The sequence below is a fragment of the Streptomyces sp. B15 genome (assembly GCF_018070605.1).
Classification (GTDB): Bacteria; Actinomycetota; Actinomycetes; order Streptomycetales; family Streptomycetaceae; genus Streptomyces; species Streptomyces smyrnaeus.
On record NZ_JAGPXJ010000082.1, the window covers coordinates 1 to 16,667 of the forward strand.

At 69.7% G+C, this 16,667-nt stretch carries 12 protein-coding genes and 2 pseudogenes; 7 read left to right on the forward strand and 7 right to left on the reverse strand.

What is annotated here, in order from left to right; translation table 11 throughout:
• Positions 1-2,461 (forward strand): annotated as a pseudogene (locus tag KBY19_RS28205) (hypothetical protein); the annotation flags it as partial.
• 297 nt (positions 2,462-2,758) lie between these two features.
• On the opposite strand, the gene KBY19_RS28210 reads toward KBY19_RS28205, so the two are convergent.
• From KBY19_RS28210 to KBY19_RS28225, 4 genes are all read right to left on the reverse strand, one after another.
• Positions 2,759-4,738, reverse strand: coding sequence for a protein kinase (locus KBY19_RS28210; protein WP_210966969.1), 1,980 nt, complete (start codon positions 4,736-4,738; stop codon positions 2,759-2,761).
• Positions 4,739-4,954: 216 nt separating this feature from the next.
• Positions 4,955-5,695: an ATP-binding cassette domain-containing protein gene (locus tag KBY19_RS28215; RefSeq protein WP_210966970.1), complete on the reverse strand. Its 741-nt coding sequence runs from the start codon at positions 5,693-5,695 to the stop codon at positions 4,955-4,957.
• A 29-nt stretch (positions 5,696-5,724) separates the two neighbouring features.
• Positions 5,725-6,342: a hypothetical protein gene (locus tag KBY19_RS28220; RefSeq protein ID WP_185019183.1), complete on the reverse strand. Its 618-nt coding sequence runs from the start codon at positions 6,340-6,342 to the stop codon at positions 5,725-5,727.
• Positions 6,312-7,643, reverse strand: a complete 1,332-nt coding sequence (locus KBY19_RS28225) for a hypothetical protein (protein WP_210966971.1) — start codon at positions 7,641-7,643, stop codon at positions 6,312-6,314. Before KBY19_RS28225 ends, KBY19_RS28220 begins: the two co-directional genes overlap by 31 nt.
• Before the next feature lie 1,146 nt (positions 7,644-8,789).
• Here KBY19_RS28225 and KBY19_RS36905 point away from each other — a divergent pair.
• Together KBY19_RS36905 and KBY19_RS28230 are read left to right on the forward strand one after the other, a co-directional pair.
• A pseudogene (locus KBY19_RS36905) lies at positions 8,790-8,950 on the forward strand (alpha/beta hydrolase); the annotation flags it as partial.
• 112 nt (positions 8,951-9,062) lie between these two features.
• Positions 9,063-9,842, forward strand: a complete 780-nt coding sequence (locus KBY19_RS28230; protein ID WP_185019180.1) for an NAD(P)-binding domain-containing protein — start codon at positions 9,063-9,065, stop codon at positions 9,840-9,842.
• Positions 9,843-9,939: 97 nt separating this feature from the next.
• Here KBY19_RS28230 and KBY19_RS28235 read toward each other — a convergent pair whose 3' ends face one another.
• Positions 9,940-10,929, reverse strand: coding sequence for an alpha/beta fold hydrolase (locus tag KBY19_RS28235; protein WP_185019179.1), 990 nt, complete (start codon positions 10,927-10,929; stop codon positions 9,940-9,942).
• A 201-nt stretch (positions 10,930-11,130) separates the two neighbouring features.
• On the opposite strand from KBY19_RS28235, the gene KBY19_RS28240 reads away from it, so the two are divergent.
• On the forward strand, positions 11,131-11,742 hold the full coding sequence (locus KBY19_RS28240; protein ID WP_185019178.1) for a TetR/AcrR family transcriptional regulator: 612 nt from the start codon (positions 11,131-11,133) through the stop codon (positions 11,740-11,742).
• 513 nt (positions 11,743-12,255) lie between these two features.
• On the forward strand, positions 12,256-13,590 hold the full coding sequence (locus tag KBY19_RS28245) for an MFS transporter (RefSeq protein ID WP_210966972.1): 1,335 nt from the start codon (positions 12,256-12,258) through the stop codon (positions 13,588-13,590).
• Positions 13,591-13,613: 23 nt separating this feature from the next.
• Here the strand turns inward: KBY19_RS28245 and KBY19_RS28250 are convergent, their stop codons facing one another.
• Both KBY19_RS28250 and KBY19_RS28255 read right to left on the reverse strand, forming a co-directional pair.
• Positions 13,614-13,766 carry a hypothetical protein gene (locus KBY19_RS28250; protein WP_180289861.1) on the reverse strand — a complete coding sequence of 51 codons (153 nt, stop codon included), beginning with the start codon at positions 13,764-13,766 and terminating at the stop codon, positions 13,614-13,616.
• A gap of 285 nt (positions 13,767-14,051) precedes the next feature.
• Positions 14,052-14,573, reverse strand: coding sequence for a DUF6314 family protein (locus KBY19_RS28255; protein ID WP_210966973.1), 522 nt, complete (start codon positions 14,571-14,573; stop codon positions 14,052-14,054).
• A 212-nt stretch (positions 14,574-14,785) separates the two neighbouring features.
• On the opposite strand from KBY19_RS28255, the gene KBY19_RS28260 reads away from it, so the two are divergent.
• Both KBY19_RS28260 and KBY19_RS28265 read left to right on the forward strand, forming a co-directional pair.
• Positions 14,786-15,214 (forward strand): chorismate mutase, encoded by a 429-nt coding sequence (locus KBY19_RS28260; protein ID WP_185019175.1) that lies wholly within the window; start codon positions 14,786-14,788, stop codon positions 15,212-15,214.
• 313 nt (positions 15,215-15,527) lie between these two features.
• On the forward strand, positions 15,528-16,568 hold the full coding sequence (locus KBY19_RS28265; protein ID WP_210966974.1) for a histidine decarboxylase: 1,041 nt from the start codon (positions 15,528-15,530) through the stop codon (positions 16,566-16,568).
• Positions 16,569-16,667: the final 99 nt, after the last annotated feature.

The window sequence follows — 16,667 nt, forward strand, 5'->3', positions numbered from 1 at the left end:
GTCTCTGCGACCTCGCGCCCCGTCCCGGCTGGCGGATGGTTCAGCTGTCTTCGCCGACGGCGTCCGGTTCGTCGAGCTCGCCGGGACGGGGCGCGAGGTCGCAGAGACCGTGGCGGTCGCCCTCGGTATCCGCGACGACACCGGGCACCCCGAAGCCCGGGACACAGGCGGAGCGCAGGGCGGGGACGCGAGAAGCGGCGGGGCGGGTGGAGCGAGCCAGAACTCAGCCGGCGACGGGGGCACGAGGAACGGTGGGGCCGCCGCAGCTGGTGCGGACACCAGGAACGAGGGGGACGGCAGAAGCGAGCGGAACGGCAGGAACGGCGGGAGCAGCCCGAAGACCGACGGGGGCCCGGAGACAGGCCAGGATGGGCGAGGCGCGGTGCGGGCTCGGCTCGTCGATGCGCTGGCGGCGCGGCGACTCCTGCTCGTCCTGGACAACTGCGAACACCTCGCTTCTCCGGTCGCCGAACTCGTCGGCTACTTGCTGGGGCACGCCCCGGGGCTGCACGTCCTGGCCACCAGCCAGGAGCCGCTGGCTCTCTCCGGTGAGGTGCTGGAGGCGGTCGCCCCCCTCGCCGAGAAGGAGGCCATGGAGTTGTTCGCCGAGCGCGCCGCAGCCGCCGCCGGCGGGTTCACCCTGGACGCCGGCAACACCGAGGCCGTCGCCCTCATCTGCCGCCGCCTCGACGGGATTCCCCTGGCCCTGGAACTGGCCGCGACCCGGGTGCGGACCCTGGGCGTGCACACACTGGCCGACCGCCTGCACGACCGCTTCCGGCTGCTGAACCAGGTACGCCGGGACGCCCCGGCCAGGCAACGCACGCTGCGCGCGATGATCGACTGGAGTTGGGAGCTGCTGTCCCCGCCGGAGCAGACCCTGCTGCGCAGGCTCGCCGTCTTCGTCGGAGGGTTCACGCTGGAATCAGCCGAGTCGGTCTGCGCGGGCGAGGGCATCGCCACCGACGAGGTACTCGATCTGCTCTCCCGCCTGGTGGACCGCTCCTTGGTCGTCGTGGCGCATGAGGGGCAAGCAGCGGGCAGGCCCCGTTACCGCATGCTGGAGTCGGTGCTGGCCTACGGTCTGGAGCGTCTTGAGGAGGCCGGGGAGGCCGACGACGTCCGCCACCGCCACGCGCGGCACTTCACCGAACTCGCGGAGCACGCCTGTGAACTGCTGTACGGCCACGATCAGCGGTACTGGCTGCAGCGCCTGGACGCCGAGTCCCGCAACCTGCGCTCCGCGCTCGCGCTGGAAGTGGCCGAGTCCCTCGGGCTGCGCCTGGTCAACGCCCTCAGCTGGTACTGGTTCCTGCGGGGTCGCGTCGGTGAAGCGCTCCGTCATCTGGACCAGGTCCTCGCGCGGACACCGGTGGCCGCCGGGCACACCTGCGGTCCCGCCCGGGCCTCGGCCCGTGCCAGGCGCGCCGCGTTCGCGCTGCTGAGCGGGGTCGATGTCCACCCCGACGAGGATTTCGACGGCGCGGACGTACGCAGCCTATGGCTGCTCGCCTACGCCAGATGCGGTTTCGGCAATCCACGTCCCGGGCTGCGGGAGGCGGTCGAGCTGACCGATCTGGAGGCACTGGGCGCCCGGTTCCGGGCGCTCGGTGACCGGTGGGGCGAGGCAGCCCTCCTCAGCGTGCGTGCCACCCGCGCCGTGTACCAGGGAGATCTGGTGGCCCTTCGGCAGCACGCCGAGGCTGCGGCCACCCTCTTCCGGGAGTTCGGCGATCGCTGGGGACACTTGCAGTCCTGCGAGCAGCTGGGCGTGCTCGCCGAGATCGCCGGGGACTACGCGGCGGCAGCACGCCTGCACCAGGACTGCGTACGGGACGCGGAGGAACTCCAGCTGTGGACCAGCGCGTCCTTCGGGTTGGCCAGACTGGGCCGGATCGCGCTGCTGACCGGTCACCTGGAGCAGGCCACCGAGTACCACGAGCAGGCCAGGCGGCTGGCCGCGGAGCAGTCCCACCGCCCAGCCGAGCAGTTCGCGGTGACCGGACTCGCGCTGGGTGCCCGACGACGCGGCGACCTGGAGACCGCGCAGACCCTGCTCCGCCCATGGCTTGAGTGGAACAGGCGCTTCGGCGTCGACTCCGGCACGGCGCTGATCCTGGCGCAGCTCGGTTACGCAGCCGAACAGCGCGGCGACGCCGAGGGCGCCGAGACCCTCCACCGGGAAGGGCTGGCCGCCGCCCGTCGCACCGGTGATCCCCGTGCGCTGGCGCTGGCGCTGGAGGGCCTGGCGGGAGCCCACGCGGCAGCGGATCATCCCGAGCGCGCCGCGTGCCTGCTGGGGCGGGCCGCCGCCCTGCGTGACTCAGTCGGTATGCCGCTGCCTGCTGCCGAACGAGTCGATGTGGACCGGGCGTCCGAGCGCGCCCGTGCTTCCCTCGGCGAGGCGGAGTTCGCTTCCGCGTTCGCCCGCGGGCGGGCCGGTGGTTCGCCAGACTGTTGACCGCCCCTGGCGTCCTATCGCCCAGGCGTCGATTTCGTCCGCACGAACGGTGAGGCCCCGTCTCACCCGCTTGGTGGGTTCATTGCCGAGATCCACCGAGCACGGACGGCCGCTGTCGGGCCGCTGTCCTCGTCGTCATACCGGGTCGGCCGGCCGCCTGTATCCCGGTCAAGCCGGTGGTCGCGAAGACCGCGTCCCCGGGAGCGGGCCGGGCAGGCCGTGCGAGAACCTGACAGCCTCACGGCGGACAAGACCTACAAGCAACAGGCCTGGCCTCGATTGCGCCTGCGGCGACGGTCAGCCGAGGCGTTCCTGCGCGCTCCAGTGATCCGCAGACGACCGGGCCATGAGGGTGTGGGAGTGATCGCGGCCGAGCACACGCGCCGAGTCGGTGGCCAGCTCGGCGAACAACCGAGCAGCTTCCGCATACTCCCCGATCTGCCCAAGCACGGAGGCATGGTTGTGGCGGGCGGTCAGGGCATGAGGGTGGTCCAGGCCGAGCACACGCGCATAGTCCTCGATGAGGCCGGCCAGCAGCCCGGCTGCCTCGCCACGCTCCCCCGCCCGCCCCAGGACATGAGCATGCAGACGGCGCGCTCTGAGAGTGTTGGAATGGTCAGGACCCAGCACACGCGCGTAGTCCACGGCGACCTCGGCGAACAAGCGCGCCGCGGCCGCGTCGTCTCCGGTATCCCCTGTATGCCAGGCCTGGAAGTAGCGGGCCTTGAGCGTGTCGGGGTGATCGGGGCCCAGGACACGCGCCTGGTCGGCCGCACCCTCGGCGAACAGCCGAGCGGCCTCCGCATGCTCGCCTGCCTCCCCGAGCTCCCAGGCGCGATTGAGGCGGACAGCGAGGGACTCAGGGTGACCGGGTCCCCACACGCGCACGAAATCGGCAATGAGGTCCGCGAGCAGGCGCGCGGCCTCCACGTGCTCCCCCGCCTCCCCGAGTTCCCTGGCGTGGTGTTGGCGGACCTCCAGGGTGTAGCGGTCGTCAGGCCCCAGGACGCGTGCCATGTCCGGAACGAGATCGGCCAGCAGGCGCGCGGCCTCCACATGATTCCCCGCCTCCCCGACGGTCAGGGCGTGGTGCCGGCGGACCTCCAACGTTCCGGAGTGGTCGGGTCCCCATGCCTGGGCCCGGTCAGGGATGAGGTCGGCCAGCACGCGTGCGGCCTCCGCGAACTCACCCGACCTTCTGAGCGTGAGAGCGCGCCAGTGGCGGCGGCGTAGGGCGCGGGGCTTCGGCTCAGAGCCTCCGGCGGGGCCGGCCGGGCGGTCGGTCTCCGTTGGCCCCTGGTGCGGGTGCGTCGGGGCTTGCCGTGCGGGTGCGGTGGGCGTGGGCGCGGAATGCTGGAAGGGCGGGGTGGTGGCCTGGGCGGTGTACAGCGCGGTGGCAGGTGTGCCGTGTGTCTGGATGAGGGCGGTCACGGCCTGGGGCCACGGCGGGGTGGGAGGGAAGTCGTCGGGCGGGTCCCAGCGCGTGGCGATCTGTTCGAGGAGTTGGGCTGTGGTGGGCCTGTCGGCGGGCTTCTTCGCCAGGCACGCGGCGACCAGGGCGCGTAGCGGGTCCGTCAGCCCGTCCAGCTGCGGCGCGCCGGTGACCACGCGGAGCAGGACCGCCAGTGGCTCGCCCTCTCCGAAAGGCCTGACGCCGGTGGCGGCGAAGGCGAGCACGGCTCCGAGGGCGAAGATGTCACTGGGCTGCTCGACCTGGCCGCCTTCAGCTTGTTCCGGGGACATGAAGCCGGGCGTGCCGATCGTCTTGCCGGGTTCCGTCAGCACGGTGCTGTCCATCGCGCGGGCGATTCCGAAGTCGATCACGCGTGGGCCGTCCACGGTCAGCAGCACGTTCGAGGGCTTGAGATCACGGTGGAGCAGGCCCTCGGCGTGGATGGCCTGCAACGCCTCGGCCAGCCCTGCCGCCAACGGCCACACCGAGTCCTGTGGCAGACCTCCGGTCGCGGCTACGGCCTCGGCCAGGGACGGTCCGGGCACATAGCCCGTAGCGATCCACGGCGGATCGTCCTCCGTACCGGCGGCCACCACCGGCGCGGTGAAGGCCCCACTGACCGCACGGGCGGCGGCCACCTCCCGCCGGAAACGGGACCGGAACTCCGTCTGCCGTGCCAAATGGGGGTGCACGAGCTTCACGGCCACTGTTCGGCCACCCAGCGACCGGCCCAGAAACACCTGCCCCATTCCCCCTGTGCCCAGCCGGCCACGCAGGATGAAGTCGTTCACCCGCGCCGGATCTCCAGCCGCCAGCGGCTCCATGCCGCCTCCCTCCCCTGCTGAGACACGCCCGTCGACCACCGAGCGACGTCTACCCAACCACGATGACCCACCGGCCCAGTTCGGAACCGCGCACCTCACCGTGTCAGGCTTGCCCGGCGCCCGGCACACGGAGCGCGCAGCTCGGAGCCGGCCTGGTCAGGATGACAAGCCGGCTCCCATTGGACGAATACATCGTCCAGTTCCGGGCGAAGCTGTCTACAGGTGCGCGCCAGTGTTGCTGAGGGCGGAGTAGGCTGCTTCGGCCTGTCGCCCGGGAGCAGTGCCTGCGGGGGCGTGGGCGAGGAAGTCCTGCGTGATACCGGTGAACGTGATGCGCCCGGCGTCCAGCACAGTGACCTGGTCGCATTCTTCGGCCAGATCGGCGACGTCGTGAGTGGACAGGAGGACCTGGACCTCATCCGCGAAGGATGCCAGAACATCGCGGAAGACCCGGCGCTGTCGGGGGTCCATGCCCGCGGTGGGTTCGTCCAAAAGGAGAACGCGGGCGTTGTGGACGAGGGCGGAGGCGACTCCGACTCGGCGGAGTTGTCCTCCGGAGAGCCGCTTGGTCTTGGTATCGGCTTGGGCCGTCAGGTCGACGCGGGAGAGGGCTTGTGCTGCTGATTCCCAGGCGTCGCGTTTGTCCATGCCTTTCAGCCAGCCGGTGTAGGCGACTTGTTCCCGGGCGGTGAGTCCGGTCATGGCCGTTATCTGCTGCGGCATCCAGACCACAGCGGCTCGGTAGGCCTTGCTGTGTGAGGAGATGCCGTTGTAGGTGACGGTTCCGGTACGGGGCTGGGTGACTGCGGCTGCAAGACGCAAGAGGGTGGACTTTCCGGCCCCGTTGGGTCCCAGGAGGATGGTCAGCCCAGGCTCGAGTGAGTAGTCGAGATTGGTGAGAACGGGTGGGGACCAGGGACGGTAGGAATAGGTGCAGGAGGACAGTCTGACTGTCATGGAGTCGTCTTTCCGTTTCTGTCCGGCGCTCAGGAGTCAACTCGCGGACGGACGGTCAGCTGGCACGTCAGGCCGGCAGCGAGTGCCACGGCGGCTGCAGCGAGGGCGATCGGGTCGCTGTTGGCCCGTGGGAGCACGCTCCAGAAGTAGGGGTGCCCGTGGTCGAAGCCGAAGAGCATCACCGCGAGCAACCACACCACGGGGGCCATGACCGCACGCGCGCCGATGAGAGGGCGCGCGCAGAGCATCAGCCCCACCAGGAAGGCGGTGTTGCGTCCTACCGCAAGAGCGCCGGCAGATTCGAGAAGAGAGCCGATGACGAAACCGGCCAGCGCTGCCGCAGCAACCACCGCCAGCACCAGGCCGACATCCATGCCCCGTACCAGCCGGGTACCGGTGTCCTCGGCGGCGTGCAGGCGGGATTCCAAGGACACCAGTAGTGCCGCGTACAAGGGCACGGGCGCCAGCAAGGTGGCCACTACGGGGTTGTCGCCTCCCGTGAGGAAGGAGGGCAGGTCGGCCACCACGCCCTGAAGCAGCAGCACCAGGGCGACGAACACGCCGTAGGAGGCCGGCAGCAGGGTGTGGGCTCGGCGGGCTTTCAGCCACCAGAGCATCAGGCACCACCAGCATCCGGTGAGGAGCATGCTCTCTCCAGTTGCTGCCGGTACCAGGCCGCTTGTCGGCCGGACGGCTCCGCTCGGATCTTGCTGACCCGTTCTTGGATGGCCTTGAGGAGTTCGTCACCGTTGGTGAACTGGCCCATCTCCGAACGCTGCCGCTTCAGGTAGTTCTCGGACACCCCGGCGACCTGCGCTGCCCACAGCATGGCGCTGCGGCTGGTGACCTCGCCCTTGGGCTGTCGGCACGGGAAGCGCACTGCCTGACGCAGGGCTTGATAGCGGGTGGTGTTGTGGCGCTGGCTGGTGGTCAGCGGCAGCCACCAAGTGCTGTCTGTCGAGGCGCGCGGGCGATTGCCGTTGACGATGTCGTCCTGGACACTTCGGGGGCGGTCGACGGCCACTCCAGCCTTCTTGAGCTTGTCCACTACAGCAGTCACGGCTGCTCTGGCCCGGATGGGATCTGCCCCGCCGGCCTTGGGGACACAGACCTTCGGCTCGGTGCCCGCGCAGGTCAGGTCAGCGTGTCCCACGGACAGCGGCGCGGCCGGGCCCCACGAGTCGACTTGCGCGTAGGCCGTCGCGGGCCCGGCGAGCGCCACTGCGAGTGCTGCGGCGGGTATCACCAGCCGTAGACGGTAGGTGTGAGGCGTGACCCACAGGATGGCGGCACCGGCGGCGATGCCTCCGGCGAACAGCACGTGCGGAGCCAGCGCTTCGAGAGGAAGAGTGGCGCCGAAGGCGAGAACGCCGTGGTGTTCCCCAAGAAGATGCCGGGGCCAGAAGGTCTCTCCCGATGAGGCGGAGGCGGCAACCGTGTAGAAGACCGCCATCGCGAGAGCGGGAGCCGCGATCAGCTTGGGCAACGCCCTCCCGACGGCGAAGCCGATGACGCAGTGGGCTGCCGCAACCAGCATGCTCATGGTGAGCAGGGGGAGGCTGGAGAGCGTGGGGGCGATACCCTCCCGCACCAGCCCCCCGACGACCGGGATCAACAGCATGAGCCAGGCCAGCAGCAGTACAGGAAGCAGGACTTGGCCCGCGACGCGGTAGGGACTACGAGAAGGCGCTATCGCCCACACTCCGCTTTCCTTGAGCCTGCCGCTCTCCCAGGCCGCGAGTGCTGAGGCAGCCGCGTAGGCGAGAGCCGAAGCCGGACTCAGCGCGAAAGAGACGACCTCGGGTGCGTAGTCGATCTCACCTTTGGTGTGAGGGTAGTCATTGGTGAAGGTGACATGGAAATAGAACAGCGTGATCCCGAGAGCCACCGGGGAGGCCCACAGAGCGCTGCTGAGCCGAAGCTGCTTGGCCAGATTCATGGAACTCACAAATGTTCATGACTGACGGGAGGGACGGCCCTCCTCCCGGGCAGTTGTCCGGATTCAGTTCTGGCCAGCCTTGGAAGTGTCGACGGTGGCCCTGCTGACGCTGACACGCCGACCCGGAGCCGGCGCAGTTGACCTTCTCGTTCCGCACGAAGTGGTCGTCGTTGCCGCGAGGTTGTGCCACTGACCACTGCTCTTACCAGGGCTTTCCCTTGAAGCACTGGATGTACTTCTTGGTGCCTCAGCTGACGTCCGGCCGGCCCATACGGTCATGCCGCAGATTCACGTGAATGCTCCAGCCAGGGTCGGCCGTTGGACACTTGGCACGGACCAGCGTCTCGGCGGAAGTCCGTCAGGACGTTGTACGTCGATACAGAGAGTGAAACTAGAGCGATCGATCAGTGAAGGTCAACACGGACCGGCAAACTTTCGGTCAGCCTCTACCGACAGGAGCCCTTGACTCCGCTACAACAGCTGACGTGCCAGAGGAAGTGGACTTCGCCCACACCAAGCAAGTGGAAGCTCCCGCATCAGGAGACGACACCCCTACGAGCCAGCACTCCCTCGGTCACAAACACCGCAACGAATCCCTGCAGCGCAGCGACCTGACCGGAAGCGGAAGGACCGTGCACCCCGAACCGGTAGCCGCCTGACACCGACTCCTCTTCTTGCCGAGCATTACCGCCTCCGAGAAGCCGCGTACAGCAGACAGTCCACTGCGGCCTCGACGAATGTGCGTATGCAAGATCAATGACCACGGATGGCGCCCGCCGCCGTCACGGTGATGCCGCCACGCGCCCTGGAACCGGGCGCGCTGAGCCCAGAGGCCCTTCGCTTCGCTCAGCCGAAACAACGTGCTTACTGCTCAGTCGGTGGGCGACTGGGCAGGCCCGGTCTGAACGACTGCCCGGCCCCCCTCGCTTCGGTATGACCACATCAACTCCCTCGGCCACTGCCCCTGCCCCCGTTCTGCGGCAGCAGCCTCCACGCACTTGCCGTTGCACGCACCGCGTGCATAATGAGGGCAACAACGTTCGGTAACAACGACACACCCGGCGTCGGCCGGAAGCTCCGGCTGTTCGTCATGGGAGAAGCACACAGAGCAGAAGCACTACCGCGACACGACAACCGGCGGACTTATCGGCGATCATGATCGGACACTGCGCCTACCGCGACGCGGAGAACCGCTTCCGCGCGTCCAGCACGGCGCGGACGATCCTCGGAGAGCCGGACACCGGCGCCTCGATCGTCCGGCAGGAGACCGCGCTGCCCGGCCGCGACCTACCGGTCCGGTCTACCGGCCGGCCCCGACAGCAGACGCCGACGCCGCGCCCCGCAAGGACACCTCGGGCGCGACCGGACTGCCGCAACCACCGCGGCCGTACAGAGGCGCACCGACACGGGCCACGACCACCGCCCACCATGGAGGACGACACAGTGCAGCGAATCGGCATCATAGGAGCGGGCGAAATCGGCAAGGCCATCGTCGAGGGCCTGCGCAGCGAGGGCGGCGCGTCGCCGGAGGTCTTCCTCTCTCCTCGGGGAGCCCGCGTCGCCGCCGAACTGTCCGAGCGCTTCGAGGGCGTCCAGGTGTGCGCCGACAACCAGGAGGTGGTGGACCGCTCCGAGGTGGTGATCATCGCCGTCCGCCGCCAGGACCACCAGGAGGCGCTCGCCGGGCTGAAGGTGGACGACGACAAGACCGTGGTCAACCTGATGGCCGGCGTCGCCATCGACGACTTGCGCCGAACCCTCGCCACCGGCGCCCCACTCGTCCGCGCCATCCCGCTGCCCGCCGTGCGCGAGCGCCGCTCCGTCACAGTGACCTGCCCCTCCCACCCGGTGGTGGACGCTCTCTTCGAACATCTGGGCGGGGCGCTCCCCGTCGCGGACGAGGATGCCTTCAACGTCTTCTCCGCGCTGACCGGGACCCTCACCGCCCACTACACCTACCTCGCCACACTCACCTCGTGGGCCACCGCCCACGGCATCGCCCCCGACACCGCCGACCGGTATGTGCGCGACCTCTTCCAGAATGTGGGCCGCTCACTGAACGACGAGACACGCCCTCTGCACCAGCTTGCCGCCGACCACGAGACCCCCAAAGGGAACAACGAGCGGATCCGCACCACGTGGTTCGACCCGGCCAACGCCACAGCCCTCAAGGAGGCCCTGGACGGCCTCCTCTCGGACCTGAAGTGACGGCCTCCCGGTTGCGACTGGCGTCTGCGACCTGGAACTCTCTCTCCTCCCTCCCGCACGCTTTGGCCGGCGGCGACAGCGGAGTGCAACTGAAGGATCAGTCTCCGGTCCCCCGCGCCGTGGGAGTGCCCGTGGGGATGTCTGCTGCGGTGCGGCTGTCCCGGTACGGGGCCAGGAAGATGGTCAGCGCGGCAAGCATCTCCTCCGGTGCTTCCTCGGCGGGGTAGTGTCCGCAGCCGGGAATGACGACGCTCTCCACGTCATCCGCGGCACGCTTCATCGTTTCGCCGACCGATTCACCCAAGTTCTCCGCCCCCGCGACTGTCAGGACGGGAAGGGTCAGCCGTCGGGCCACGCGCTGCTCGTTCTGCGCGAGGGTCGTGTCGATCGCGCGGTAGAACTCGAAGCTGGCACGCCGGGCTTCGGGTGCGGCGGCGAGGGTTTCGACGTAGTACTGGACGGCGTAGTCGGGCAGGGGCTTCGCGGCCTTGGTGGCGAACTGGTGACCGTAGAAGAGTTGTTCCCGCCCGCTGACCAGTTGTTCGTTGAGGTCGGTGAGGCGGTTGAACGTGAAGTGCCAGAGGCTTTCATTCGCCTTCCCGCTGCTGAAAAGCGGCGGGGAGGGGGTCAGTCCGGGGATGGAGGCCTCGGCGACGGCGAGGCGGTCGAGCCGGTCCGGGTGGTCGGCGGCCAGGGCATAGGCGGTCCACATGCCGATGTCGTGGCCGACCATGGCGAACCGCTCGTGCCCGAGTGCGGCCATCAGCTTCACCATGTCGGTGGCCAGGGTGCCTGTGTCGTACCCGTCCCGGGGCTTGTCGGACAGTCCGACACCGCGCGAATCGGCCGCGACGACGTGGAAGTCCTGGGCCAGCGTCGGCATCAGGAGGCGCCAGGCGTACCACGTCTGGGGCCAGCCGGCCAGCAACAGAAGCGGGGGGCCTTCGCCGCCGGTGACGGCGTGCAGCCGCACCTCGCCGGTGTCGACGTACTGACTGGTGAACGTCTCGGTGAACCGCGCCGGGAGGTGCGGCACATGAGAGACGGAACCGGGGCCGTCGGGCGTGGGGAAAGGGGGTGGCGCCATGTTCACGATGATCCTCTCCGCGGGGACTGCCGCAGTTCGGGGCGTAGGGCGACACCGCCGTCCGGCCCGCCCTGAGTGAGGCCGTGGGAGGCCGCTCGTCGATCACGCTAGCCATCTTGGACCGATCGGTCAATGATGTGGCTGGTCCCTCCACGAACCAGGTAGGGTCCCGGTGGCAATGTGAAGCAGGAGGTGGGCGGCATGTCGGGCCGGAAGCAGTTCGATGTCGGTGCGGCCCTGGACCAGGCAATGCGCGTGTTCTGGCAGCGCGGATACGCGGATGCCTCGCTCGGTGACCTGTGCTCGGCCACCGGCCTCGGCCGCGGGTCGCTCTACGGCACTTTCGGCGGCAAGGACGCCCTGTTCCGCCAGTGCCTCGACCGTTACGAGTCGATCTACAGCGAGCAGTACGGGCAGGCACTCGCGGCGCACCCCGGTGACCCGGTGCGGGCGCTGGAGGCCTTCTTCGACGTCATCCTGACCCGCATCGCCGACCCGTCCGTCCCCGCAGGGTGTCTCGTCGCCCAGTCCGCCACGCAGTCACCGACGTTGGAAAAGGAGAACAGCACCAAGGTCCGCGATCTGCTCGACACGCAGCGTCGGCGGGTGCGCGCGGCGCTGGCGGATTCTGCAGCCGATGCCCAAGTGCTCGACGAACTCGCCACGTTCGTCGTCGCGGTCAATCAGTCGCTCGCCGTGCTGAGCCGTGCCGGTACGTCGGACTCGGAGCTGCGCGCGGTGGCCCGGCTCGCCTGCACAACGGTGGCGGACACCCTCACCCGGGCCACTTCCGGGGGCGCCGCCTCCGACTGACCGGCTCCGCGAAGCCGCCCGCTCTGGGGTGCGGATCGCCCCCTGTCACCGCCGACGGGGACGGCACCGTGCAGGGAAGGGGCCGGTGCGTGGCCGGCGCCGACTTCATACCGCGGCCGCACGTTCGATGCCGCCGCCGCACGGGGGGGGCCGCCGCCGCACGGGGGAGGCCGCCGCACGCCCCATCCGGGCCGAGTCGGAAGTCTTCGACCGAACCGGATACCCGCCGCGTGGCCGACCTCGGCTGCCAGGCGCAGGTTCACAGGCGGGCGGAGGCCGGGCGTGCATCTGTCCGGCCCGCAGCGGAAGGCAGCCACCAGCCGTCGGCTGGACCACGGCTGCGCGCCGCCCACGCGCGCGTCCCGCCCGGTACCACGCGTCAGCCCACAACCTGCTCGGCGGCGCGGGGCGCCATGTCCGCATGCCGGGACGGTGCCGGTACGCAGGAATGGAGGTGTGGCCGAGTCGGGTTGTCCGGTGGCACAGCAAGAGCGCCGGAGAGGATATCCATCGATGACGCAGTCGCAGGAGCGGACGCGGGAGACGGACCGGGAGCCGAAGCCGGGAAAGCGGGAGGGCGAGGGCGACCGGTCACCCCGGCGGTCGGGGCGGCAACTGCTGGCGGCCTCCGTCGGGAACGGCGTCGAGTGGTACGACTGGTTCGCGTACTCGTTCCTCGCCGTCTACATCGCGGATGAGATCTTCCCCGAGGGGGCGGACAATTCGCTGGTTCCGCTGCTGTCCACCTTCGCCGTCTTCGCTGTCGGCTTCTTCATGCGGCCGGTCGGCGGACTGCTGTTGGGGGCCGTCGCCGACCGGGCCGGACGGCGCTCCGCGCTGACGCTGACGATCCTGCTCATGGGCGGCAGCAGCCTGCTGGTCGCGGTCACCCCCAGCTACGCGGCAGCCGGAGCGTTCGGGCCGGTGGTGCTGGTGATCGCCCGGCTTGTGCAAGGGCTGTCCGTGGGAGGGGAGTTCGCCGCCTCCACGACCTTCCTGGTGGAGTCCGCCGGCCCGGGCCGCCGCGGACTGTTCTCCAGCTTCCAGTACGTCTCTACGACAGCGGGCCAACTGGCCGCCTCCGGCGTCGCTGCGCTGTTCGTCTCCACACTGGACGACGACCAGATGCACCAGTGGGGCTGGCGGGCCCCGTTCGTGATCGGGGCGCTGCTGAGCCTCGCAGGCTTCTGGGTACGGCGGGGCGCGCAGGAGACACGGAGCGACAAGCACGCCGGTGGGCCGCGTCCCGGGCTCTTCGACGCGCTGCGCAGCCACCCCCGCGAGTCCCTGCTGATCGTCGGGATCACAGCCGGCGGGACGATCGCCTACTACGTGTGGACCTCGTACCTGCCGACGTACGCGCAGGTCAACGCCGGGCTCGACAAAGGCGATGCGCTCGTCGCCGGCACGATCTCGTTGGTGTTCTTCATGCTGCTGCAGCCACTGGGCGGGCTGCTGTCCGACCGGGTGGGCCGCAAACCGCTGCTGCTGACCTTCGCGATCGGGTTCGCCGTCGTGTGCGTACCGCTGCTGCACGCGGTCGGCGATTCTCTCGTCTCACTGCTGCTGGTGCAGTGCGCCGGGATGGTGCTGCTCACGGGCTACACGGCCATCGCAGCCGCGGTCAACGCCGAGGTCTTCCCGGCCCGGGTGCGTGCCGCGGGCATCGGCTTCCCCTACTCGCTGGCCGTGGCCCTCTTCGGCGGCACCGCTCCCTACGTCGGCACGCTCTTCGAAGAGCTGGAGGTACCCGACGCCTTCCCGTGGTACGTCACCGTGCTGTGCCTGCTGTCGGCACTGGTGTATCTGCGACTGCCGGAGCGGGCCAAGGAGGACCTGGAGCGGTGACCGGCAGGCGGGTGCGCCGCTTCTTACGGGGCCAGCACGAAGATCCCGAACAGCATGAAGCCCACCCCGAACAGGAAGATACCGCCGAACAAGAACAACTCGGCACGGCGGCTCAACGGATTCTCCCGGAAGTACTTCAACGGCCCCGTGGGCGCGCCCTGCGGTCCCAACACCACCAGCTGTCCCCCTCTCGTCCTGACAGTCGTCTACCCGCGCCCCTCCAGACCACCCCCACCCAGGAAGAGCTCGGCAAGAGCAACAGGCCGAAGCGGAGCTGCGCCACTGTCGTGGCCCGGAGCTCTGCCCGGGGCGCATCAGGTGGCGGCCAGGGCTTTGGCGACCGTGACCGGTCACTCCGCGCGAGCGCGGGGTGACCGGGGATCGCTGGGTGCCCTTCGGCGGCCTTCCGAGCACGACCGATCGGGTGCGGGCAGCAGCCCGGTGAAGTGGTCGGGCCGCTCTCAGGGGACGCGTCGCCGGTAGACGGATTGGAGAAGTTGCTCCTTGGCCGGCCCGATGATCCGCCACTGAAGGTGCCACTCGTCGGGCGAGCAGACCGTGAACCGCCCCTCGTACCGGTCCGCGGCACAAAGGTGGACGACGGACCAGTCACCGCTGCGCAGGTCCAACTCGTGGAAGTGGCGGCCGTCCGCGAAGGTGACTTCGGCTGTGCCGTCGGGGCGGGGAAGCAGACACAGCACACGCGTGGCCGGATACGAACGGCCGCCCCAGGTGAGCTGCCCTTCCTCCCTGTGCAGCAGCGCTCCCTCCGGCGCCCCCGCGGCCTCTGCGGCCTCCGCGGCCCCCGCGACACCCGCGGCGTCCGCAGCCCGGAACTCGGCGCTCCCCCGGAAGGAGCCCTCCGTCTCCGTTCTCCGGTCGATCACGACGCGCTCGATACTCCACAGGCCCGCGAGGTACCCGGCTGAGTCGGTGACGCGGTGCGGACGGCAGCCGAGGGGCTTTCCAGGTGGGTGTGGCATGTCTCCATTCTCCCGTCCGCCTCTCACCACCGTCCTACCGCCGTCGTCGGGCCGACAGCCGACGGCGGTGCCCTCCTGGGGCGGCTGCTGCCCGTCCTCCAGGCCGTGGTTTTCAACGCGCGCACGCTTCGATCGTGGGTGCTCGGTGTCCGGTCTCGATGAGGCAGGTAGACGGGGGAACCCAGCACGCAGCGAGACGGAGGCTGCCAGTCATGCCGTACACGTCTCAGCGTCGACCGGGCGAGAGCCGGAACCAGCCCCGGCCCGAGGGCTCATCAAGGCCCGAGGCCGCACCCCAGCCCGAGGACACCTCGCAGCCGTGGGTGGAAGCCCGCGTCGCAGAGCTCCGCCGGTCCATCGACGAGATCGACAGCGCCGTGATCGAACTTCTCCGCCGCCGGGCGCAGCTGTCGCGGCAGGTGCAGAAGGCGAGGATCGCGCAGCGGGGTGCCCGGATCGCGCCCGCCCGTGAGGACAGGGTGCGGGAGCACTTCCGCAGCAACCTCCTCGGCACGAGAGGCGAACAGGTCGCCGGAGCAGTCCTGCTCCTGTGTCGCGGAGGCTGTCCCTCCGCAGCGGCTGCGAACGGCAATGCAGCCGCTGCGGACGGGAACGACGCGACCGGACGGAGCTACCGGTGACTGAGCTGCCGAGGGCGGAAGACCGCGCGGCGGTCGAGTTCCCGCGCTCCCTCTCGGACGACGACATGGATCAGTGGCACCGGTTGCCCGCCTCCCAGCAGCCGGTGTGGGAAGACGGTGCGCGGGCCCGTGAGTGCCCGGCGGATTCTGGCCGGATCACCGGGTCTCGTCACCGTCGACGAGGGCGGTCCAGGTCGCCGGCGGCACACCGGGCCAGGACAGCACGCAGCTCCTCAGGCCCCGGGACCGACCGGGTCGTCGGCTGCGGTTTGTGCGGCGCCAACGCCGGTACCCAGGCCCAGGAGCAGAATTCATGTCGATCCCACTGGAGGAGGACCTTTCCATCGGCGAGCAGCCCCGCGGCCCTGAAGAGCGGGCGGATGACGTCGCCTTACTGCGCGCGCTCGCCGACGAGATGCGCCGAGCGCAGGACTACAGGGTCGGCTTCCCCGTCAACCTGGACTTCGACTACCGCGACCTGGCCCAGTACCTGGCCGTGCACGGCAACAACGCCGGAAGTCCGTGCGCCAGTACGGACTACCACCTGCACAGCAAGTACTTCGAGCGGGCCGTTGTCGAATTCTTCGCCCAGCTCGCCGGAGCGCCTGCCGGAGAGGCGTTCGGTTACATGACGAACGGCGGGACGGAGAGCAATCTGTTCGGCGCCTATCCGGGCCGGGAGCGTCATCCCGACGCCGTGCTGTACGCGTCGGCGCGCGCCCACTACTCCGTTCCGAAGATCGCCCGCATCCTGCGCATGGAATACGTCGGAGTGCCCACGGACGAGACCGGGGCCATGGACCTGTCGGCGTTCCGCTCGGCGTGTCACCAGCACCGTACGAAGGCGGCCGTGGTCGTCGCCACGATCGGAAGCACCGGGGAAGGAGCCGTCGAGGATCTGCGCGGGATCCACCGTGTCCTGACGGAGGTGGGCATCGACCGGGCGCATTCGCACGCGGACGGGGCGTTCGGCGGCCTGCTGGCAGCGCTTGGCCCGCGCCCGGTGCCCTGGGGGTTCGCCGACGGCGCCGACTCACTCGCCGTAAGCGGGCACAAGATGATCGGTTCGCCGATTCCCTGCGGTATCGTCCTGGCCCGCCGCGGCGATGTGGAGAGCATCCGGGTGCACGACGCGGCAGTGGGAGCGGAGGACGACACCATCAGCGGCTCACAAGACGCCTTGTGCCCGATCCTGCTGTGGCAGGAACTACGCAGGTTCGGACGCCAGGGCCTAGCTGAACGCGTACGCCGGTGCGTACGGGTGGCCGAGTACGCCGCCGACCGCCTCTGCGACGAGTTCGACCGCCCCGGGACGCCTCCGCCTCGGACGGGCCGACTCGCCGAAGCCGGTTGACGGAAGGGGGCGCCCCCTGACCTGTCGCCCATCAGCTGTGGGGGCGCGTCACGGCCGGGGCGCGATTCCGCGCGCCCCCCGTCGGGACGCCGAACCAAC